Annotated in this window: 16 protein-coding genes; 9 read left to right on the top strand and 7 right to left on the bottom strand. The window is 65.1% G+C overall.

Annotated elements, in window-relative coordinates:
• Positions 1–828: 828 nt before the first annotated feature.
• The 5 genes from trxA to QK287_RS10835 all read right to left on the bottom strand — a co-directional run bounded on the left by trxA (position 829) and on the right by QK287_RS10835 (position 6,656).
• Positions 829–1,155, bottom strand: a complete 327-nt coding sequence (trxA, locus tag QK287_RS10855; RefSeq protein ID WP_226775569.1) for a thioredoxin — start codon at positions 1,153–1,155, stop codon at positions 829–831.
• 40 nt (positions 1,156–1,195) lie between these two features.
• Complete coding sequence (trxB, locus tag QK287_RS10850) at positions 1,196–2,152, bottom strand: thioredoxin-disulfide reductase (protein ID WP_253031649.1); 957 nt, start codon at positions 2,150–2,152, stop codon at positions 1,196–1,198.
• Between the two features lie 142 nt (positions 2,153–2,294).
• A complete protein-coding gene (locus tag QK287_RS10845; protein ID WP_282360045.1) occupies positions 2,295–3,821 on the bottom strand; it encodes an ABC transporter substrate-binding protein in 1,527 nt (508 codons plus the stop codon).
• A gap of 171 nt (positions 3,822–3,992) precedes the next feature.
• Positions 3,993–6,047, bottom strand: a complete 2,055-nt coding sequence (gene murJ, locus QK287_RS10840) for a murein biosynthesis integral membrane protein MurJ (RefSeq protein WP_282360044.1) — start codon at positions 6,045–6,047, stop codon at positions 3,993–3,995.
• A 60-nt stretch (positions 6,048–6,107) separates the two neighbouring features.
• Positions 6,108–6,656, bottom strand: coding sequence for an NUDIX hydrolase (locus QK287_RS10835; RefSeq protein ID WP_226775573.1), 549 nt, complete (start codon positions 6,654–6,656; stop codon positions 6,108–6,110).
• Positions 6,657–6,826: 170 nt separating this feature from the next.
• On the opposite strand from QK287_RS10835, the gene QK287_RS10830 reads away from it, so the two are divergent.
• The 7 genes from QK287_RS10830 (at position 6,827) to QK287_RS10800 (ending at position 16,596) form a co-directional block, all read left to right on the top strand.
• Positions 6,827–8,293, top strand: coding sequence for a CCA tRNA nucleotidyltransferase (locus tag QK287_RS10830; RefSeq protein WP_282360043.1), 1,467 nt, complete (start codon positions 6,827–6,829; stop codon positions 8,291–8,293).
• Entirely contained in the window at positions 8,294–8,878 is a 585-nt protein-coding gene (locus tag QK287_RS10825; RefSeq protein ID WP_226775575.1) for a histidine phosphatase family protein, read from the top strand.
• A gap of 650 nt (positions 8,879–9,528) precedes the next feature.
• Positions 9,529–9,669: a hypothetical protein gene (locus QK287_RS10820; RefSeq protein WP_226775576.1), complete on the top strand. Its 141-nt coding sequence runs from the start codon at positions 9,529–9,531 to the stop codon at positions 9,667–9,669.
• Between the two features lie 183 nt (positions 9,670–9,852).
• Complete coding sequence (locus QK287_RS10815) at positions 9,853–11,322, top strand: glycosyltransferase 87 family protein (protein ID WP_282360042.1); 1,470 nt, start codon at positions 9,853–9,855, stop codon at positions 11,320–11,322.
• A complete protein-coding gene (locus QK287_RS10810) occupies positions 11,315–12,754 on the top strand; it encodes an NAD(P)/FAD-dependent oxidoreductase (RefSeq protein WP_226775578.1) in 1,440 nt (479 codons plus the stop codon). The genes QK287_RS10815 and QK287_RS10810 overlap by 8 nt, the downstream gene beginning before the upstream one ends.
• Before the next feature lie 127 nt (positions 12,755–12,881).
• On the top strand, positions 12,882–14,870 hold the full coding sequence (locus QK287_RS10805) for a penicillin-binding transpeptidase domain-containing protein (RefSeq protein WP_282360041.1): 1,989 nt from the start codon (positions 12,882–12,884) through the stop codon (positions 14,868–14,870).
• Positions 14,871–14,913: 43 nt separating this feature from the next.
• Positions 14,914–16,596: an ATP-binding cassette domain-containing protein gene (locus tag QK287_RS10800; RefSeq protein WP_282360040.1), complete on the top strand. Its 1,683-nt coding sequence runs from the start codon at positions 14,914–14,916 to the stop codon at positions 16,594–16,596.
• Positions 16,597–16,656: 60 nt separating this feature from the next.
• Here QK287_RS10800 and QK287_RS10795 read toward each other — a convergent pair whose 3' ends face one another.
• Positions 16,657–17,349: a GntR family transcriptional regulator gene (locus tag QK287_RS10795; protein WP_226775581.1), complete on the bottom strand. Its 693-nt coding sequence runs from the start codon at positions 17,347–17,349 to the stop codon at positions 16,657–16,659.
• 145 nt (positions 17,350–17,494) lie between these two features.
• On the opposite strand from QK287_RS10795, the gene QK287_RS10790 reads away from it, so the two are divergent.
• Positions 17,495–19,213: an L-lactate permease gene (locus QK287_RS10790; RefSeq protein ID WP_282360039.1), complete on the top strand. Its 1,719-nt coding sequence runs from the start codon at positions 17,495–17,497 to the stop codon at positions 19,211–19,213.
• Positions 19,213–22,038: an FAD-binding and (Fe-S)-binding domain-containing protein gene (locus tag QK287_RS10785; protein ID WP_282360038.1), complete on the top strand. Its 2,826-nt coding sequence runs from the start codon at positions 19,213–19,215 to the stop codon at positions 22,036–22,038. Before QK287_RS10790 ends, QK287_RS10785 begins: the two co-directional genes overlap by 1 nt.
• Positions 22,039–22,138: 100 nt before the next feature.
• Here the strand turns inward: QK287_RS10785 and QK287_RS10780 are convergent, their stop codons facing one another.
• On the bottom strand, positions 22,139–22,483 hold the full coding sequence (locus tag QK287_RS10780; protein ID WP_282360037.1) for a hypothetical protein: 345 nt from the start codon (positions 22,481–22,483) through the stop codon (positions 22,139–22,141).
• Positions 22,484–22,539: the final 56 nt, after the last annotated feature.

Here is a 22,539-nt window from a genome sequence, read left to right as displayed (position 1 = left end):
GCACGCAGTAGTTGGTGGTGCGGATCGCGACGGGTCAACACACCGTGGGAGTAGGCGCCTGCAATCAGGGGTGCGGACGTTTCACGTGAAACATATGCAGCCAGGTGAAACTGGCACCACGCTGTCCACGGAGGGCGGCTGAATATGTACTTCACCCCGCGGGGTGGAGGGGTGGACGCAAGCCAGGAGCGGGCTGCTGCCAGCTGGACAATCCGGCATTTGGGCACTTCCGCCGCGTATGGTGCGGCGCCTGACGCCGTTATTGGGCTCTTTGGCGGACACAAGCGCGGCCCGATCTGGCGGTGGCCAGGAACTGCAATCAGGTCGGACCAAGGCCCTATGGAGATGGTGGCTGGTCGCGACGTGGGTGTCTGTGAGACTCTTTTGAGATTTCGATAAGCGCGAGTTCCGAGAGTTCTGGTCACCGGCTAAGAGCTGACCAAACTGTTTCACGTGAAACGGAATTCACTGAGATCCACAGAAGTTCAACGATCCGGTCCGGCAGCAATACCTGCGCGCCCTACGTTGAGCGCCTTGGTATCAGCTCCGACCGTGAGGTCCCTGGTTGCACTACGTCCACCCCGTCACCGGCGAGGGAATGGAAAGCCCCAAGGTGTACAACGCTCGTGGAGCAAATTTCCCGGAGAAACAACCGGTAATTAATGCAGTTCGCGTCACGCGTCCCCGAAGCGTTGCCTATCGAGCTCGTGGGGCGGCAACGAGGAGCGAACGGGAGGTTGAGGCGGAGGGCCAAAATGGCCCCGCTTCCGGGGGGAAGGAGGGCCATTCTTGGTGTTGGCCGGTGACACGCACCGCCCCAAACTGGAATCAGGACAGAACGTCAGCGAATTCTTTCTCAAAGAACTGCTTGGGTCGAGCCCCGATGACGGTGCTCTTCACTTCGCCGCCCTGGAAAAGGTAAACAGCCGGGATCGAAGTGATCCCGTACTGGGCTGCGATTGCCGGGTTGTCGTCGACGTTGACCTTAACGACATCCACCTTCTCGCTGTATTCCACCGAGATCTCGTCCAGGATCGGACCAAGCTTGCGGCACGGTCCGCACCATTCGGCCCAGAAGTCCACGATGACCGGCTTGTCAGAAGCCAGTACATCGGTGCCGAAACTAGCGTCTGTTACTTCTTTTGCGTTGCTCATAGCCTTGTCCTTCTCTTCGGTTGATTTCTGCGCGCGCCGTTTAGGCGGGGAGGTCGGCCAGGTAGTGCTCGACGTCGAGTGCGGCTACACAGCCGGAACCCGAAGCCGTGATGGCCTGGCGGTATGTCGGGTCGATGACGTCGCCTGCCGCAAACACACCCTTGAGGCTTGTCTTCGAGGTGCGCCCGGCGACGGCGATGGTTCCCTCGGGAGTCAGGTCCAACTTGCCCTTGACGAGGTCCGTGCGGGGATCGTTGCCAATGGCCACAAAAACACCCGTAACGGCAAGTTCGGTCTCAGTGCCCGCCACAAGGTTCTTCAACCGAAGGCCGGTGACCTTGTCTTCACCGAGCACGTCCTCGACGCCGGTGTTCCAGACGAAGCTGATCTTTTCGTGGGCAAGGGCGCGGTCGGCCATGATCTTGGACGCACGCAAGGTCTCACGACGGTGGACCACTGTGACGGACTTCGCGAACTTGGTAAGGAACAGCGCCTCTTCCATAGCCGAGTCACCCCCGCCGATCACGGCGATGTCCTGATCCTTGAAGAAGAAACCGTCGCAGGTTGCGCACCAGCTCACGCCGTGGCCGGATAGACGTTTCTCATTGGGGAGGCCAAGCTCGCGGTAGGCCGAACCCGTCGACAAAATGATGGAGCGGGCGCGGAAGGTCTCCCCCGAGCCAGTGGTCACCGTCTTGATGTCGCCTTCAAGGTCCAGTTCTGTTACGTCCTCAAACTGGATTTCGGTACCGAACCGCGCGGCCTGCTTTTCAAAGTTTTCCATCAGGTCCGGACCCATGATGCCATCCGGGAAACCGGGGTAGTTCTCGACGTCGGTTGTGTTCATCAGCTCGCCGCCGGCGGTTACCGATCCTGCCAGGAGCAGCGGCTTCAGGTTGGCGCGTGCGGTGTACACCGCTGCGGTGTAGCCCGCGGGGCCGGAGCCGACGATGATGACATCACGTACTTCGGACGTGCTGTTTTCTGCGTTGCTCACTGAACGGTGAACCTCTTCCTTTGTCGATGCGCCCGCCTGGGTGGCCGGCCACATGGCACAACTACTGCTAAGCGTTGAATATTCCGGCCGGACACGGTAGGACGCATCGAAGGCCGGGGTTACTGACGGTGGTACTGAGGCGCTACTGGACTTTTATTTCCGCCAGGCGAAGCCCGAATCCGTAGCGCGTCTTGGGTGCAGCGAGCTTGGGCAGGGATTCAATCGAAACGATGACGTACTGGGCAGTCGCCGGCTCCGGCAGGGGCATCGTCAGGTCAGGGGAGGTGAAGCTGTTGCTGCCGACTTTTTTTGCACCATCGAGGGACGGGCGGTCGTTGGTATAAACACTGATGTTTCCGCCCGAGGCGCCCAATTGGCTCAGCGTCACCGACGAGACCTTGGCCGGGGCCTTCAGTTTGACTACGAGTGGAACCTCCGAGGCCAGCCCGCCCCAGTTTTCGGTCGCAAATTCCATGTCCGACCAGTAGCTGGCTCCGTTGCCGTCGACGGTCTTGACCAGGTCGCCGTCGTACGTTCCGGCGAAGTCGAAGTTCCCCAGCCGGGTGACGCCCTCGACGGCGGGCGGGCCAGCGGCCTGCGAAGGGCTGGCGCTGGCTGACGTCTCCGCCGAGGTTGGACTGGGGGCGACGGTGGAAGAAGTACCACCGGCGGCGGGCTGGGGTGTGCTCTTGAACAGGCCGCCGAGGTTGGTTACGGCGAGAACCAGCCCGACAACAAGGACCGCCGCCAGTAGTCCACCGACCAGCCAGCGCATGGAGCGGGGCTCGCGGCGCGGCTCGTCGTCAGTGTCGTAGTCTTCCTCAGCGTCAGCAGCCTCGGTATTGTGGGCTGAGCCCGGGAAAAAGCCCGGGGCGCGGTCCGCTGCAGAGCCGGTGCCCGCAGAGCCCTCCTGGTTCTGCCGGGGAGCGCGGTCGTTGCCGGTATCCGGGCGACCGTAATCGTCGTCAGACCACAGCGAAACCTTGGGTGAATCGCCGGGATCCTCTGCTGTGGTGCCTCGTTCGCCGGAGCCCGGGGCGCGCCCCTGGACCGGCTGGGGGGCTGTGACCTGCGGCGCAGCCTCTTGCGGCGCGGTTTCGGGGGCGTTCGCGGCAGACGCCGCGGCGCCGCCGGCGATTGCAGCAGCGCCGGCGGCGGGCCCCGCGGTCGGACGTGAGGGCATTCGGGTCGCCGCTGCCGGGGGTGCGGCCGGCGGCTGGTTCGTCCCGTAGTTGATGTATCCCGCGTCTACTTCTTCCTCGTCGTAGAGTCCGTCGTAGGTTTCGGGCTCGCTGGAGCGGGGTTGCCCGAAGATTTCACTGCCCAGGGTGTCCGTGAAGAACGGTTCTACGTAGGGCGGATTGGCGGAGACAACCAGGTCCAGCAGGTCAGCGGCCGAAGCGTGGTTGGTGATGAGGTACGTCGTGTCGTCGCTGACACCAAGGTCCAGGATCTGCACACTGCCCGGACGCTCGCCGGTGGCGACTTCCCGTGCACTGTGTGCCACTTGATCCGCGTTACCGGGCCCGGCCACAAGGATGCTCACCGCACGGTTAAGTACCTGGTCCACACCGTCCAGCACCAGATCCTGGTCATGTGAGGTCAGTACGGTGGCAGTGACCTTGTAGCGGCCACCAAGTACTGATCCGACATCGATCGGGTGGGACACGGGCTCCTCCTAGACTGTCCGGGAGCCGCTGAACTGATCACGTCGTCAGTAACCGCAGATCGCCCGGTAAGCCGGTGGACCCTTGGTCTGCAACTCCCCTTGTTAGTCTTCGATCCTAGCCGATGCACTGTGCCGGCCGCGGACGCGCAGCGCTGCGAATCCCGCCGTCTGCTATTTTTTCTTCCTGCCGCCGAACGGAAAATAGGGGTTGTGGCCCACCGGGCCCTGGTACGTCCTGCGCCCGGGCAGGGGAACGTCACCGCTCAGGCCGCCCTCAGCGGTGCTGGGCAGGTCCTCGGCGGCGAGGTAGCCGCCGTCGGGTCCGCTGTGTGCTGAGCGTTCGTCCTGTTCAGCCAGATCGGGGCCGGCACGGAAGGATGCGGCGTCGAATTCCCCGGAAATCCTCGGGATGAGTCCGGTATCCACCGATACTGTGGCGCGCTCCGGTTTCGGACGCGCCGCCGCAGCGCCGTCGGGAAGATTCCCGGCATCCTGCGGAACAACCGACCGGCGGCGCAGGCGGCCGAGCAGTGGCTGAAGCAGGTCGCTCAGCTCTGTCACCCGGAAGATCTTGAGCAGGAGCAGATAAGCCGCCAGCATAACGGGCCCGACGACGATGATGCTCACAAGGGCGGCACTGGGACTGCTCCAGGCGAAGCCATCAGGGGTGTAGCTGCCCAACAGCCACAGGGCAGCCGCTCCGGCCGCCGCGGAACCCAGCGCGGCGTAGCCCATTCGAATGTAGGCATTGGCGATCCGCGGGCCGTCCAGGTGGCCCAGGAGGCGCCGCAGGAAGACCGCGCTGACGATTACGGAGAGGATGTTGCCGCCGGTGTATAGGAGTGCAATCGCGAAGATGATCTGGCCGAAGGGGAGGAACTGGATGGCAAAAGCTGTAACCACATTGACGATGGCCAGGACCAGTTGGATGAAAAACGGTGTCCTGGCATCTTCATTGGCGTAGAAGACCCGGGACATCATAAAATTGGCGCTCATAAACGGCGTGCTGAGGGCCAGGATGGTCAGCGTTTGGGCCAGCATAACGCCGTCCTGGGGCACCCCGCCGGAGAAGAACATGCCCAGCGGTCCGGCCAGGGCGAACAAGGCAAGAGCACCAAAAACCGTCGCCACGGCCATGGTTCGCAGCCCGTGCGAGAGCGCGTTGCGCAGCGCCACACGATCGCCGTCCTGCGAGGCACGCGTCATCCGGTTGAACAGCACAGTGGCCAGGGACAGGGCAATGATGGAATGCGGGAGCAAGTAAAGCTGGCTCGCCACCTCCAGCACGGCATTGCCCGGCAACGAGCCTGCGGCCGGATCCCCCGCCTGCTCCAGCCTGAGCCGTTCCGCGCCCGGGATCGTGGCGATGCGCATGACATAGAGGAAAGCAAGCTGCCCGACGGCGGCCGTCGCGAGGGTCCAGACACTGAGCTTGGCGGCCTGGCCCAGTCCAACCCCGCGCCAGCCGAAACGCGGGCGCAGTCCGAGCCGGAGCCTGAACACCGGAATCAGCAGGATGGCGGTCTGGGCAATCACGCCAATGGTCGAGAATCCGGCCACCAGCACAGTCTGGGTCGAATCCCACGTGTCCAGGGTGTGAGAGTTGGCCGCATTGGTGCCCATAATCCCAATGAACATCCCCAGCCCGGCGATTGCCACGATGTTGTTCAGGATCGGCGCCCACATTGCCGGACCGAACGCTCCGTGGGCATTAAGGACCTGCGTCAGGAGGGCGTACAGGCCGTAGAAGAAGATCTGCGGCAGGCACCAGAACGCGAAGGACACCGCCAGTGCCTTCTGCTGCGGTGCGTAACCCTGCGTGGTCAGTTCAATTACCGAAGGCGCCAGCAGCGTTACCGCCAGGGTCAGGCCCAGCAATACCAGGACGGCCAGCGTCAGCAACCGGCTGATGTAATCAGCGCCCCGGTCGGCGGCCTTGCTTGCCTTGATGATCTGGGGCACCAGCACGGCGTTGAACACCCCGCCGGCGACCAGCAGGAAGATCAGGTTCGGCAGGTTGTTGGCATTGATAAAGGTGTCGTTGACGGTGGAGCCCAACCCGAGTGCGGCTGCCAGCAGCCACGTCTTGGCAAAGCCCAGGAAACGCGAAACCAGCGTACCGGCGGCCATTATGGCGCTGGAACGGACTTCTCCGGATTGGACAGCTTGGGAATCGGCAGGGCCGGAGGGCGCGGGGGTGGGTTTGGCAGATGACATTAGCTTCATCGTCTCACCCGAATATGGCTTTGTGCGCTATCCGGGCCGCAATGCGGGGCTGGCAAGGCCCTAGCGGTGGTCCGGAAGGACATCCTTGGCGAGGTCGGCGATGCGGCGCTCGTTAGGGAAAGAAAGCTTCCGGGCCAGTTCGTGGATGGGAACCCAGGCGACGTCCACGGCTTCTTTATCCGGATCGTTCTCGATCGTCAGGTCACCGCCGGTGGCCTGCAGCAGATAATGGTGGACGGTTTTGTGCACGCGGTGTCCGCTGACCGTAAACCAGTAGTCGATGCTGCCCAGCGGGGCGAGGATCTTGCCCTCGATGCCGGTTTCCTCCGCGATTTCACGCACGGCGGCTTCCTCGTTGCTTTCCCTGCCCTCCGGGTGCCCCTTAGGGAGGCACCATTCCAGCCGCCCGCCGCGGTTTAGGCGGGCAATAATCGCTACGCGGAGTTCGGCGTCGGTGGTGTCCACCACAACGCCGCCGGCCGAAATTTCCTCAACAGTAGGGAGGGACGCCTGCCCGGAGTGCTGCACCGGCGCGACGTTGGCACCGATTGCCGATGGCAACGGTGCGTTTGTCCTCCTGCCGGGAGCGCTCGGTACGGGGTGGGCCATGATGTCCACTCTAACGACTCTTGCCCGCACTTGATGACCTGAACATGGCAGGAAAGTGGACGCCAGGGAAAGTCGGACGCTTGTTCCCGCTCCCTCGTGGGGGCCAGCAGCCGGACTCGGAAGGCTTTCGGTGTGGTGCTGGCCGGGATTTCTGCCAAGCTTAAGAAACTATGGCGCACGCACATCACGAGATTTACCCGCACACCGTTGATTTCCAGGTAGACCCGGTGGTCCTGGAGCTCGGGCAACGGTTTGTCGACGCCGGCCACGAGCTCTCCCTGGTGGGCGGACCCGTTCGTGACCTTTTCCTGGGCCGGACTTCCCCCGATCTGGATTTCACCACCGACGCCACTCCGGACCAGACAGTTGCCCTCATCAAGAAATGGGCTGATAACTTCTGGGAGATCGGGCGGGCCTTCGGCACCATCGGGATGCGCAAGTCGGGCTTCCAGATCGAAATCACCACCTACCGCGCCGAAGCCTACGATCCCGATTCCCGCAAACCCGTCGTTGCGTTCGGAAAGTCGTTGACGGATGACCTGCTGCGCCGCGACTTCACGATCAACGCCATGGCACTGCGCCTACCGGCGCTGGAACTCGTGGATCCATTCGGCGGAGTACGCGACCTGCAGACGCTAATCCTCGCCACCCCGGGCGCGCCGGAAAGTTCCTTCTCCGATGATCCGCTGCGCATGATGCGTGCTGCCCGTTTTGCCGCGCAGCTGGGAATCACTGTGCACGGGGATGTCCGCGCCGCCATGTCCCGGATGGCAGAACGAATCACCATGATCTCGGCCGAACGCGTTCGCGATGAACTGGTCAAACTCATTTGCGCCCCGCACCCCCGGTCCGGAGTGGACCTGCTCGTGGACACGGGACTGGCCGGCTTTGTCCTTCCTGAGGTCTCGGCCCTGCGGCTGGAGGCGGATGAACACCACCGGCACAAGGACGTCTACCAGCACTCGCTCCAGGTCCTCGAGCAGGCGGCTGCACTTGAAACCGCCAGCGACGGCGCCGTGCCGGGTCCGGACTTTGTGCTGCGGTTCGCCGCGTTGATGCACGACGCCGGCAAGCCGGCCACGCGCCGTTTCGAAGCGGGCGGCGCCGTGAGCTTCCGCCACCACGACATGGTCGGGTCCAAACTAACGTCAAAACGAATGAAGGCGCTGCGCTTCGACAACGACACCACAAAAGCTGTGGCCAAGCTGGTGGAACTGCACATGCGCTTCTACGGCTACGGCGATGCCGGCTGGAGCGATTCCGCCGTCCGACGCTATGTCACCGACGCCGGTCCGCTCCTGGAGCGGTTGCACCGGCTCACCCGCTCGGATGTGACCACCCGCAACCAGCGCAAGGCCGAACGGCTTTCCTTCGCCTACGACGACCTTGAGGCACGGATTGCGGCGCTGCGCGAGCAGGAATCCCTCGAGGCCGTCCGCCCGGACCTGGACGGCGGCCGGATCATGGAAATCCTGGGACTCAAGCCGGGACCCGTCGTCGGCCGGGCCTACAATTTCCTCCTGGAGGAACGGATGGAGCACGGGCCGCTGGATGCCGATGTGGCCGAGGCCAAACTTCACCAATGGTGGGCAGCCCAGCCCGAGTCCGCCCTCCCACTTTCAACCGAGGAGTCCTAAGTGATTGCACCCTCCAACAGTCCCCGTCCGCAGCTGTGGATCCTCCGGCACGGCGAAACCGAGTGGTCCAAGAGTGGCCAATACACCGGCCTCACCGACGTGCCGCTCACAGTGGAGGGCGAGCAGCAGTCCGTTGAGGCCCGCAAGGTACTCGACGCCGTCGACTTTGACCTGGTGCTGACTTCACCGCTTCGCCGGGCCCGGCGTACCGCGGAACTGGCTGGATTTCCCGACGCGCAACTGGAACCCCTCGCGGTCGAATGGGACTACGGCGATTACGAGGGCATCAGCTCGGACCTCATCCGCAAGGACAACCCGGAGTACCTGATCTGGACCCACGACGTGCCCAACGGCGAATCGCTGGATGACGTTGCCGCGCGCGCAGACAAGATCGTGGCCCGGGTGCTGGAATCCGGCCTGGATAATGTGTTGATCGTGGCCCACGGACACTTCTCCCGGATCCTCACCGCGCGGTGGTTGGGGCTCGATGCGCACGAAGGACGCCACTTCGTCTTGGGAACCGCCAAAGTCTGCACACTCGGTTGGGATAAAAAGACGCCGGCAGTGGTCCGCTGGGGCCTATAAATACTGTTTATAAAACAACTCCAAGAAAGTTAATGAATTCACTGGTCAAACGCTGGATTCATAGTGTAATTTTAATTCTGACTCAAAGGCTTCCTGCCGGGGTCAAGGCGCAGGTCGCACGGCCGATCAGCCGGAGCCACGGCACAACAGAAAAGGAGGTTGGGAGAAATGATTACTTTGACTAGCGGACGGATGTACCTCGTCACTGCCCCCCCGGCCTCTGTCGCTGAGCCGCGCCCGAATTTTGGCCCGACTGTCTCCTGAATTTTCTGCTCGCGGCCTAGTTTTTTGTAACTGGGCCCCCAGCCGGGATAACACCGCCACCGCCCGTCCCTGCGGTGGCGTGACAACGGACCAAACCGGACGGAACCACGTGGTTTCGCAGCATCCCTAAAGTTCGGAACCCAGCTTCTTGTTGGGGTTGCCGCTTTCCGCGCCCAGGAGCCACTTTTTCGCTTTAGCGAAATTCCTTAAAGAGCCTCGGCTTTTCCGTGCCCCATTAAGGCCCTTTCTTCCTTATTTAACAGAGGCCTTAATTGTCATGCCCAATTACTCCCTATTCCAGTAGCACCAATGAAAGGTCCATCGTGACTATCGCCAGTACCACTCCCCGGCCGCGCGGCGCGAACCACCGGAAGGAGGTGACCGCCATGAAGAAGAAACTCCAGAGACTACTGCAGCTGAGCCTCAACCCTGGCCCACGGCGAAAGACGCAGTTCAACGGCCCGCTCCTGGACCAGAAGCGGGAAGATGTCTTTCTTACAATGCACCGGATCGGGTTCATCCGCTGAGGCAGGTTCGCGCCATCGAAGGAGGACCTGGTGCCTGACAACGGAACTGATCCGCAAGGAGCCCACGCGGCGACGCGTGGGCTCCCCCGTTAACTGCCCGTTCAGGAAACACCGGCGCCATTCCCGCGGGCACCGGCCCTGCCCGGCGCGGTCAGGCGCCTCCACCCCGGTATGCTCAGGGACATGCAGGAGACTAAGCCGCCGGAGCACCGCAGACGTGTCCGGCTGGTTATCCCCAGCCGCAGCGATGCCCTGCTAAGGAACTTCACGGAGCTGGTCGGCGGACCGATGGGCCGCCGCTGCGCCCCCGGCGTCATTTCCCCCGGATTTTTTACCGTCGAACGCGTCCTGATCATGCTGACCGTCCTGGCAGCCGTGCTCGGCATCCTCATCAAGTCCTACTGCCGCACCAGCGGCTGGGAAACCCCTGGTCAGTTCTACGCGACCTGCTATTCGGACTTCCCTGAGCTGTTCAAGAACCGCGGGCTGGGAGACGGTGCCTTTCCCTTCATCACCCCAGGGACTTTTTTCGAATACCCCGTCCTGATGGGATTCATCGCCGGCAGCACCGCCGTGCTGGTACCCGGCGGGGGCGTTTCTGCGGCCCGGATTCTTGCCTACTTTGACATCAATGCCACCCTGATCGCCGCCGTCTGGATCATTACGGTGCTCGCCACGGCACGGATGGCCCGCCGACGGCGGTGGGACGCGGCCATGGTGGCGGTGGCTCCCGGTATTATCCTGGCCGGAACCATTAACTGGGACATGTGGGCGGTTGGGCTGCTGGCTCTGGGCATGTATTGCTTCTCCCGGAACAAGCTCGTGCTGGCCGGGATCTTCATCGGACTGGGCACCGCAACCAAGCTCTACCCGCTGCTGATCCTGGGGGCGGTCCTGCTCCTGGCGCTGCGCACGGGCAAGGTACGGGCGATCCTGGTGACTGCCGGCGCCGGCGCTGCCGCGTGGCTGGCAGTCAATGTTCCGGTCGCCGCCGCTAACACGGAGGGTTGGCGATACTTCTACCAGTTCACCGAGGACCGGCCTGCCGGCTACAGCTCGCCCTGGTTTGCCTACAACCTCGTCGCCGGCCGCCTCGGATGGCAACCCCTGCAGGCAGAGGCGATCAACACCCTCGCCCTGAACCTGTTTGTGCTCGCCTGTGTGCTGATCGCGGTGCTGGCCCTTGCAGCGTCCAGGCGTCCCCGGCTCGCGCAATTGGCGTTCCTGATTGTTGCCGCGTTTATCCTGACCAACAAGGTGTACTCACCCCAGTTCGTCATCTGGCTCATCCCGCTGCTGGCCCTGGCCCGGCCGAGGTGGCGGGACTTCCTGATCTGGCAGACCGTCGAGGGCCTGCATTGGGCGGCAGTCTGGATGTATCTCGGACAGGTGACGAGCGGTGGGGTCTCCCAGCACAATATTGATATGCCCTACTACGTCCTCGCGGTGGCCTTCCATATGATCGCCATTGGCTACCTGATGGTGCGGGTGGCGTGGGACATCTGGGACCCCGGCTATGACGTGGTCCGCCGCCAAGGCATGGATGACCCGCAGGGCGGCCCGTTCGACGGCGCGCCGGACAGGTTGCGGGTGGACCTGTTCCACCCCACTAAATCCGTTCTGCCCTGGCGTAAGGAATCAGCGGATGCCTGATGTCGCAGTTGTGGGATCAGGACCGAACGGGCTTGCCGCGGCCGTGACCTTGGCCCGCGCCGGACTGAAGGTGCACGTTTACGAGGCGGCGCCGACACTGGGCGGCGGCCTGCGCACCGGGGAACTGATGGAGCCCGGCCACTTTCATGATGTCTGCTCGGCAGTACACCCGATGGCCTTGGCCTCGCCTTTCTTCCGGCAGTTCGAGCTGTCCCGCCGGATCCGGCTGGAGGTTCCCGACGTTTCGTACGGGACACCTCTCGACGGCGGCCAGGCGGCCCTTGCGTACCGCTCACTCGAGCGCACCGCTGCCGGCCTGGGCCGCGACGGCGTGGCTTTCGCGCGGCTCATGGCCCCGTTGGTGGACCGTGCCGATGGCGTTACGGACCTGGCCTTGAACCAGCTTCTGCGCCTGCCCAAGGACCCGATGGCGGCGGCCCTGTTCGGTGCCCGGGTGCTGGAACAGGGCTCGCCGCTCTGGCGGGCACGGTTCCGGGAGGAGCTGGCACCGGCGCTGTTGACCGGCGTCGCGGCGCACGCAGTGTCTAAGCTGCCGGCCCCGGCGGCGGCCGCAGCCGGCCTTATGCTGGCGACGCTGGCCCACACGGGGGGCTGGCCCGTTCCGATAGGCGGATCCGCGGCAATCGCCCAGGCCATGGTGGCGGACATCAAAGCGCACGGCGGAGATGTGGAAACAGCTGCCAGGATCGGGTCCCTGGCGGAGCTTCCACCGGTCCGGGCGACGTTACTGGACGTGGCACCGCCGGGGCTGCTGGCTCTGGCGGACGGACGGCTCCCGGAACGGTACCGGCGCGCCCTGGAGTCGTTCCGGTTCGGCGACGCGGCCTGCAAGGTCGACTTCATCCTGTCCGGACCCGTCCCTTGGGCCGCGCCCGAACTGGCCGATGCCGGCACTGTCCACGTCGGAGGCACCCGGGCGGAGATGGCCGAAGCCGAAAACCTTGTCGCCGCGGGCCGGCATCCGGACCGGCCCTACGTCCTGGTCTCGCAGCCATCACGCTTTGACGCCGGCCGGGCACCCGCCGGCCGGCACATCCTGTGGAGCTATTGCCACGTGCCGGCAGGTTCCACAGTGGACATGGCCGAAGCCGTAACAGCCCAGCTGGAGCGCTTCGCCCCCGGATTCCGCGACCTCGTCCGCAGCCGCCACGTCACGACGGCGGCCGGCCTGGCAGGGTATAACGAGAACTATGTCGGCGGTGACTTCAGTGCCGGAATGATGGACCTCCGCGGGATCATCAGGCGGCCCGTCCTGGGCACCGCACCCTGGCGCACGCCGCTGCCGGGCGTGTACCTGTGTTCGTCCTCCACACCTCCGGGTCCCGGGGTGACCGGGATGCCGGGGTACCATGCTGCTAAATATGCCTTGAAGGACATATTCGGGCTCACGCTGCCTTCGCTCGCACTTTAGGCGTCACCCTCCAAGAGCCCGGCACAGGCCGGCCCAGGGTCCGCCGGCCTCCCGCTCCGGAACCCCTGATCGCCGGCAAGGACCATGTGACACGAGATTCTTCCGCTGGCCGGTGCATAATGGCGCGATGGGGAAATCATCAAAACTTTCACTTGCCCTGGTGGGGCTCATACTTGGCGGCTCGTTGGTGGGCTGCTCCGATGGCCGCGCCGGCGCGCAGGATGCGGCGAAACAGCTTGCTTCCGCTGTCGCGGCGCTCGACGTCGCGGCAGTGCCGTTCGAAGGCAAAGACTCCGGAGCGGCCAACGAACAGCTAAAAGAGGTGTTCAAGGCGCTGGATCCGGCCAAGCCTTCAGTCGTGACCGGCGAGCTGAAACTGGACAAGGACACCGCTACGATCCCGCTGGACTACAGCTGGAAGATCGGCACCGGCGAGTGGAAATACACCACCTTCGCCCAGCTCAAGAAATCGGGCGACAAGTGGCTCACCGTCTGGAACCCGGCGTCGCTGGTGCCCGAACTGGCAGACGGCGAAGTCCTCGGCACCATGTCCCAGTCGCCGGCGCGGGCTGACATCCTGGGTGCTGGGGACGCCAAGCTGGTTACCTACCGGCCGGTGGTGAACGTCGGCATCGACAAGCCCCGGCTGGGGACCGCCGATCCCGCAGCTTCCGCCACCCGGCTCGCCCAACTGGTGGGAGTCGACCCCGCCGCCTATTCCCAACAGGTCGCCGCGGCCGGTGCGGAAGCCTTCGTCCCGGCCATTACCCTGCGCCAGGACGGCCAGAGCATCACTGACGATCAAATTGCCGCGATTCCCGGGGCCCGGGCGATCGCTGACTCCCTTCCGCTGGCACCGACCCGAACATTCGCCCGCGCACTTCTGGGCACCGTGGCCGAGGCCAACGCCGAACAAATTGAAAAGTCCGGCGGGGCACTCAAAGCCGGCGACACCACGGGAACCGGCGGACTGCAGCAGCAGTACGATGCCCAACTCCGCGGCACCGACGGCATCCAGGTCTTCGCGGAAAAAGCCGGCCTCTCCGCCGAAGAACGGCAAGGGCTGCTGAACGGCGGACGCCGGGGCTTGTTCCAGGTGGAGATCACGCCGGGGACGGCGCTGAAGACCACGCTGGACCCGGCCCTGCAACAACTGGCCGAGGATGTTCTGGGCAAGGTCGCACCGGCGTCGGCCATCGTGGCGCTGCGGCCCTCCAGCGGCGCGGTGCTTGCCGCCGCTTCAGGCCCGGGAAGCAACGGCTACGACACTGCCATGCTGGGCCAGTACGCCCCCGGTTCCATCTTCAAAATCGTGGATTCCCTCGCCATGATCCGCAACGGTATAACTCCCGATTCGATCGTTGAGTGCCCCGCAACATTGTCCGTCGACGGCCGTACCTTCAAAAATGCCGAAGGCTATCCGGCGGCTTCCCTGGGTTCCGTGACCCTGCGGGACGCTTTTGCGCACTCCTGCAACACGGCCTTTATCAATGCCCGCGATACTGTCAGCCAGGCCCAGCAGGAATCCGCGGCCACCTCCTTGGGCGTGGCCGTGGAAGCTCCCGGTCTTGGAGCCGCCGCGTTCCTTGGCTCCGTCCCCGGGACCGCCGAAGGCACCGAGCACGCCGCGTCGATGATCGGCCAGGGCAAGGTGCTGATGTCTCCGCTGTCAGCGGCCATTATGGCCGGATCCGTCGCCAAGGGCGCCCCCGTTACCCCGCAGCTCGTGCTGAATCCCAACGCCGGCGACGATTCCACCCGGGCGGGTGCGACGGCCGAGCCGACGACGACATCGGCTGGCCCGGCGTCGTCAGCTCCGGCTCCGGCGAAAACCGCGGGGACGCCGGTGACCGCGGCCGAGGCCGCCTTGCTCTCGGACATGATGCGGGCCGTCGTGACCTCCGGACATGCAGGCTTCCTCGCATCCGTTCCCGGAGCGCCGGTGGGCGCCAAGACCGGGACCGCAGAGTTCGGCAAGGACGATCCACCCAAGACCCACGCCTGGATCGTGGCGGTGCACGGCGACCTTGCTGTTGCTGTCTTCGTCGAGGACGGCGGACTCGGCGCCACGACCTCCGGCCCGCTCCTGAAGGAGTTCCTTACCGCTGCGGGCTAGGGGCGCCCCCGGCGGCGCGTGTGTGCCGTGGGAGGATGGAAGGGTGGCTCATATTGACGTTTCCAACATCGATTACTTCCTCTCCGACGGCACACAGCTGCTCAACGGTGTGACCTTCAAGGTTCCGGACGGCACTAAAACTGCTCTGATCGGACCCAACGGAACCGGCAAAACAACGCTGTTCAGGATCATCTCCGGAGACCTTGTCCCGGACGAAGGTGTGGTCGGGCGCTCCGGCAACATGGGAATTATGCGGCAGTTCGTGGGTCAGGTCCGGGATGATTCAACCGTCCGTGACCTTCTGGTCTCCGCCGCGCCTCCCGCCCTGGCAGCCGCCGCCCGCACCGTCGACGAGGCCGAACTGGCGATGATGGAGCACGACGACGAGCCCACCCAGATGAAGTATGCCCAAGCCATTGTGGACTGGGGCGACGCCGGCGGGTACGACGTCGAAACGGTCTGGGACGAGGTCTGTATGGCTGCCCTGGGGCTCCCCTTTGACCGGGCGCAGCACCGGCCCGCGTCCAGCCTCTCCGGCGGTGAACAGAAGCGCCTGGTGCTGGAGGCACTCTTCGCCGGCCCGGACCCGTTGCTGCTGCTGGATGAACCGGACAACTACCTTGACGTTCCCGGTAAGCGCTGGCTCGAGGCGAAGCTCAACGAATCGAAAAAGACAGTCCTATTCATCAGCCACGACCGTGAGTTGCTCAACAATGCAGCGGGCCGCATCGTTACCCTTGAACCGGGTATTAACGGTGCCGGGGCCTGGATCCACGGCGGCGGGTTCGGGACCTACGTGGAGGCCCGAGCGGACCGGAACGCGCGCTTCGAGGAGCTCCGGAAGCGCTGGGACGAGGAGCACGTGAAGCTCAAGGAACTTGTCAACATGTACAAGAACAAGGCCGCGTTCCGCTCGGACATGGCCAACCGCTACCACGCCGCCCAGACCAGGCTGGCGAAGTTCCTCGAAGCCGGCCCGCCCGAGGCGCTGCCGATCGAGCAGAACGTGCAGATGCGGCTCAAGGGCGGGCGCACCGCTAAGCGCGCCGTCGTCGCCGAGAAACTGGGCCTCACCGGTTTGATGAAGCCGTTCTCGACCGAAGTGTGGTTCGGCGACCGAGTCGGCGTCCTGGGTTCCAACGGCTCCGGCAAGAGTCATTTCCTGCGTCTGCTGGCCACCGGCGGTACCGACCCGGAGCGGGAGCACCTGCCGGTTTCCGACGTTGACATCGCCGAAGTGCCGCACGACGGAACGGTGAAGCTGGGCGCCCGCATCCGGCCCGGTTTCTTCGCCCAGACGCACGTCCGCCCGGACCTGCTGGGCAAGACCCTGCTCGAAATCCTGCACCGCGGAGACGAGCACCGCTCCGGGATGGGGCGCGAAGCCGCCGCCGGTGCACTCGACGGATACGGCCTGGCCCCGCAGTCGGAACAGAAGTATGAATCCCTCTCCGGCGGCCAGCAGGCCCGCTTCCAGATCCTGCTGCTGCAGCTCTCCGGCGCCACATTGCTGCTGCTGGACGAACCTACGGACAACCTGGACCTGCATTCGGCCGAAGCGCTGGAACGCGCCATCAACCACTTCGAAGGCACCGTCCTGGCGGTGACGCACGACCGCTGGTTCGCACGGACCTTCGACCGCTTCCTGGTCTTTGGCTCCGACGGCAAGGTCTACGAATCGGCCGAGCCCGTCTGGGACGAAAAGCGCGTCGAGCGCGCCCGCTAGCCACAAGCCCGCGGACGGAGTTCCTCGACGCGCCTTCCCTTGCTGCAGGTTTTGCGCCAACTACTCCGTAAACAGCCCGGACGGCTGTGCAGCCTCCGGGCCGGCGGTTCCTCCCATGGCAGCGACCAGCCGCTCACGGGCGCGCCCCAAGTGTTCGTCGAGGAGGACGGCGGCAGCCTCGCCCTGTCCGGCCCCGATCAGCTCGAGGATCCTCTGGTGTTCGGCCTGGATCAGCGCGGTGTCCAGGAGGTGGAGGGACTGAATCCGGACCATGCACAGCCGCACCTCACCCACGAGCGAGCGGTACATCCGGCTGATGCGTTCGTTGCCCACGGCGTCGATCAGGCTGGTGTGGAACCGCATGTCCGGTTCGACGACGTCGAGCGGAGCGCCGGTCTGAACCGCCGCGATGTCGCGGTTGGCCTGCACCGCCGCGGCCGGAACCTCCCGCGCGGTTGCGAGCCGGCGCAGCACTTCGCTTTCCAGATACGCGCGGGCGAGATAGATGTCCCGCACGGAATCCGGGCCGAGTTCGACCACCCGGGCGGTTTTGTGGGTCCCGCGGTCCAGCAGCCCCTCGCCGACCAGCTTCTCGATTGAGGCCTTCGCCGTCGGCCGCGCCACGTCGTAGGAGGAGGCGACCTCCGACTCCGTCAGGGCGTCCCCGGAGCCAAGCGCACCGGCAAAGATCCGGTTTCGCAGATCCGAGGCGACCGCGTCCACGATCGAGACTGCTGCAATTCGGCCAGGCACCGGAGCTCCCATTCCGCCAAGAGTTTCTTGATTCAGTCCCAATCTTGCCAGACAAGACAACTGGTCAGGCTTGACCAACATGTGCACTTGTAAGACAATCGAAGGGCGCCACGGTGTTGTGACGCCTAACACAATCTGGAGACTCATGTTTCAGCAGATCCTCGATCCCATTGCCGGGTCCCTGGTGATTTCGGCCCTTTGCGCGGCGCTTCCGCTCGTCCTGCTCTTCGTCCTACTCGGCGTCTTCAAGGTGAAAGCCCCCAAGGCGGCCCTGGCAAGCCTGGCCTTGTCCCTCCTGCTGGCCATCGTCGGCTGGCAGATGCCGGTGAACCAGGCCCTGAGCGCCACCGCGGCCGGCATTTTCTACGGACTGTTCCCGATCCTGTGGATCCTTGTCAACGCACTCTGGATATACCGGCTCACCGTGGCCACCCCGTGGTTCGAAGTGCTGGGACGCACCATCCGTTCCATCTCAAACGACCTGAGGATCCTGTCAATCCTCATCGCTTTCTGCTTCGGCGCCCTGCTGGAATCCCTGGCCGGATTCGGCGCGCCAGTGGCAATCTCCGCCGCCATGCTGATGGCAGCCGGCATGAAACCACTGAAATCAGCAGTGGTCTCGCTGCTGGCCAACACCGCTCCCGTCGCCTTCGGCGCGATGGCCGCGCCCATCATCGCCCTGAACGGCGTCACCGGCTTGCCGCTGCATGATCTGTCCTCCATGGCCGGCCGCCAGACGCCGTTCATCGCACTGATCGTGCCGCTGCTGCTGGTGTTCATCGTCGACGGCCGCCGCGGCGTCAAGCAGACCTGGCCCGTGGCCCTCGTGGCAGGCGCCGCCTTCGGCGTGGCCCAATTTGTCACGTCCAACTTCTTCGCCGTTGAACTGACTGACGTTGTCGCCGCCGTCGTGACCGTGGCCGCGGTGCTGCTGATGCTGAAGTTCTGGCAGCCGACAGAAACTGTCGGGATGGACGGGTCCGCCGAGAGCACCCCGGAGGCTGTGCACGCCGCTGCTGCCGCAACGACCGGAAGAACTTCCCGGGACGGCGGTTCCGCCGCCAAGGGCTCCGTGGCCGCCGCCCCCGGCACCGGGGTTCCGATCGATAACTCCCGGCCCGAACCCCGGCAGATCTGGATGGCGATCGCACCCTACCTGATCATCATCGCGGTGTTCTCCGTCGCCCAGCTTCCGGCCGTCAAAACCTGGCTTGGCCAGGTCGGCAGCGTGACGTTCGCCTGGCCGGGCCTGGACATCACCGATTCGGCCGGCAAACCGGTTGCGGCCACCAAGTTCAAGCTCGACCACCTCAAGGCGACCGGCACCCTGCTGCTGTTTTCTGGGCTGATCACCATGGCGCTGTACAAGATCACGGCATCCCAGGGCCTGCGCATCTACAAGGAAACTCTGGTCCAGCTGCGCTGGACCATCGTTACCGTCACCGCCGTCCTGGGCCTGTCTTTCGTGATGAACCTGTCCGGCCAGACCACCACCCTGGGCTTCGCGCTGGCGTCAGCGGGCGGCTTCTTCGCCATCCTCTCGCCACTGATCGGATGGATCGGCGTCGCCCTGACCGGCTCCGACACCTCCTCCAACTCCCTGTTCGGCCAGATGCAGGCCACCGCAGCGGCGCAGACGGGTCTGTCTCCGGTGCTGATGGCCGCCGCCAACTCCTCCGCCGGCGTGATGGGCAAGATGCTGTCGCTGCAGAACTTGGCCGTTGCCGCCGCGGCGGTGGGGCTTGACGGCGCCGAGGGGACCCTGTTCCGGAAACTCATCGGCTGGAGCCTGGGGCTCCTTGCGCTCATCACCGTGCTGATCTTCCTGCAGTCCACCCCCGTGCTCGGCTGGATGGTGCCCTGATGGCTCCCCTGGATTTGGCTGGCCTCCGCTCGGCAGTGCAGGACCCCGCCCAGGTGAAGACCCGGGCGATCGACCTGCACGCGAATGCCCATGACGCCTCGCACTTCCTGCTGATCCCGCAGGCCGTCGTCACGGCCGGGAGCGCCGCCGACGTCGGCGGTCTGCTGCGCGCCAGCGCGGCCCAAGGAGTGCCGCTGACTTTCCGCTCCGGCGGCACCAGCCTCAGCGGGCAGGCAGTCACCGATGGCGTGCTCGTAGACGTCCGACGCAACTTCAGGGACATCGAAGTGCTCGACGGCGGCGCGCGGGTCCGGGTCCAGCCTGGCGTCACCGTGCGGGCGCTCAATGCGAGGCTCGCCCGCTACGGCCGTAAATTCGGGCCCGATCCGGCCAGCGAGGCAGCGTGCACCATCGGCGGGGTGGTCGCCAACAACTCCTCCGGCATGAACTGCGGCACCGTGGACAACACCTACCGCACCTTGGAGTCGCTGACCGTGGTGCTGCCCTCCGGCACCGTGATCGACACCGCGGCGGCCGACGCCGACCAGAAACTCCGTGCCCTCGAGCCGGAACTCCACGAAGGCCTGGCCCGGCTGGCCGCGCGGATCAGGAACAACGCAGACTCCGTGCAGAGGATCCGGCAGCAGTTCTCCATGAAGAACACCATGGGCTACGGCCTGAACTCCCTGCTGGATTTCCAGACCCCGGTGGACATCATGGCCCAATTGATCGTCGGGAGCGAAGGCACCCTGGGTTTCGTGGCCGAAGCGGTCTTCCGCACGATCCCGCGGCTCCCGCATGCCGCTGCGGGCCTGCTGGTGTTCCCGGACCTCGAGGCGGCCAACTCTGCCCTGCCCGCCCTCGTCGCGACGGGTGCCGCCACCGTTGAGCTGATGGACGCGTTGTCGCTCAAGGTGGGCCAGACACTCAAGGGAACGCCCGCCGTCGTCCAGGACCTGGTGGTCCGGGACCATGCCGCCCTGCTTGTGGAGTACTCCGCGGGCAGCGCCGGGCACCTGGCCGAACTCCAGGGCCAGGGCGAGGGCGTCCTCCACGGACTCGGGCTTTCCGCCCCGGCCCGGTTCACCGGAGACGCGCGGGAACGCGCCCAGCTCTGGCAGCTCCGTAAGGGCCTCTACGCCTCGGTCGCCGGCGCGCGGCCCCAGGGCACCACTGCGCTGCTGGAGGACATTGTGGTCCCGGTCCCCGTGCTGGGGCGCACCTGCCGGGAACTGATCCGGCTCTTTGACAAATACAGCTACAGCAACAGCGTGATCTTCGGCCATGCCAAGGACGGGAACGTCCACTTTATGCTCACGGACGGCTTCGCCACCGCTGCCGAACTGGACCGCTACAGCGCCTTTACCGAGGACATGGTGGAGCTGGTCCTGGCCGAGGGCGGATCACTAAAGGCCGAGCACGGGACTGGGCGCGTCATGGCCCCGTTCGTACGCCGGCAGTACGGTGATGAACTCTACGACGTCATGCGCACCATCAAGCGGCTCTTCGACCCCGCCGGGATGCTCAACCCGGGCGTATTGATGGATGAGGATCCGCTGGCGCATCTTCGCCACATCAAGACGGCGCCGCCCGTCGCGGAGGAAGTGGACCGCTGCGTCTCCTGCGGCTACTGCGAGCCGGTGTGCCCCAGCAAGGACATCACGCTTACGCCGCGGCAGCGCATCGTCACGCTGCGCGCCATCGAATCCGCGCGGCTGGCCGGGGACACGGCACTGGTCAAGGAGCTGGAAAAGGACTACGAGTACGAGTCCGTGGACACCTGCGCCGTGGACGGGATGTGCCAGACGGCCTGCCCGGTGGACATCAACACCGGATCGCTCGTGAAACGCCTCCGGACGGCTGACGCCGGCCCGCTCGCCAACGGTGCCTGGAACGCCGCCGCGAAGCACTGGGAGGGCGTTACGCGCGGCGCCTCCCTGGCGCTGACGGTCGTCAACAAGCTCCCGGCCGCTGCCATCTCCCCACCCAACCACGCAGCGCGGGCAGTGTTGGGCTCAGACACCGTCCCGCTGTATTCCGCCGAACTGCCCGGCGGCGGTTCGGTGCGGAAGCGTCCGACGCCGCCGGGCCCGGTTGACGCCGTCTACTTCCCGGCCTGCGTTGGCACTATGTTCGGACCGGCAGGAGCCGGTCCAGACGGTCAGGGACGCGGCGTCCAGTACAGCTTCGAACAACTCTGTGTCCGGGCCGGGCTCACCCTCCTCGTACCCGAAGGCGTCGATGGCCTGTGCTGCGGGACGCCCTGGTCCTCGAAAGGCATGGCGGCGGGCCAAAGAACGATGAGGGAGAAGACCTTGGCCGCCCTCCGGGAGGCGACCCGGGACGGGGAGCTTCCAATCGTGTGCGACGCGTCCTCCTGCACCGAGGGCCTGCGCCAGGCGGTGGAATCGGACGCACCCGCGGCAGGGCAGCGCGCCCTGCGGATGCTGGACGCCGTGGACTTCGCCGCGAAACGGATCCTGCCCCGGCTGCCCGGCCACGAGAAGCTGGAGTCACTGGCGCTCCATCCCACCTGCTCGTCCACCCGGATGGGCCTCGACGATGCCCTGGACGCCGTCGCCGGCGCCGTGGCGGACCGGGTTGAGATCCCGGAAAACTGGGGCTGCTGCGCGTTCGCCGGGGACCGGGGCATGCTGCACCCGGAACTGACAGCGTCGGCGACCGCGAAACAGGCTGCAGAAGTGGCCGACATGGAAGCCGCCGCCCACGCCTCCTGCAACCGGACCTGCGAACTGGGCATGACCCGGGCCACGGGCGCCCAGTACAGGCACGTGCTCGAGTTGCTGGAAGAGGTCACGCGGTAGACAGAACGCTCCCTCCTTTCCTGCACGTTTTGCGCCAACGCTTTCTCACGGGATGGGAGAGCGTTGGCGATTTTCGTGCGAAACGTGGGAGAGCGTTGGGCTATTTGAAGGTCTTGCGCTTTGTTCCGGTGCCGTCCGGGGCGTAGGTGATCCATTCGCCGGTCTTCCGTCCGACGTCGAAGGATCCCTCGTCCAACAGCTCGCCGCTGCGGTGCCACCGCTGCCAGAAGCCGTCCTGCTGCCCGTCCCGGAATGCCCCCTTCTGCACCAGTCCGCCTCCTTCGCGGTACCAGACGCAGTCGCCGTTGAGCCGTCCGCGACGGTAACCGGCCTCGGCTTTAACTTGGCCGCTGCGGAAGTAAAAGACCCACCGGCCGTGGCGTTCGCCGTCCAGGTACTCCCCGGCGCCGGAGACCCTGCCGTCCGTAAATAGTTCTTCAGCCATAACGCCAGAATACATTTGCGCACGACGTGATCAAATGATCACGCTCGGTTATCATT

This window comes from Arthrobacter sp. AL05, assembly GCF_029960715.1.
Taxonomy (GTDB): Bacteria; Actinomycetota; Actinomycetes; order Actinomycetales; family Micrococcaceae; genus Arthrobacter.
The sequence above is the reverse complement of the archived record's forward strand: the minus strand, read 5'-3'. Positions and strand labels throughout refer to the sequence as shown.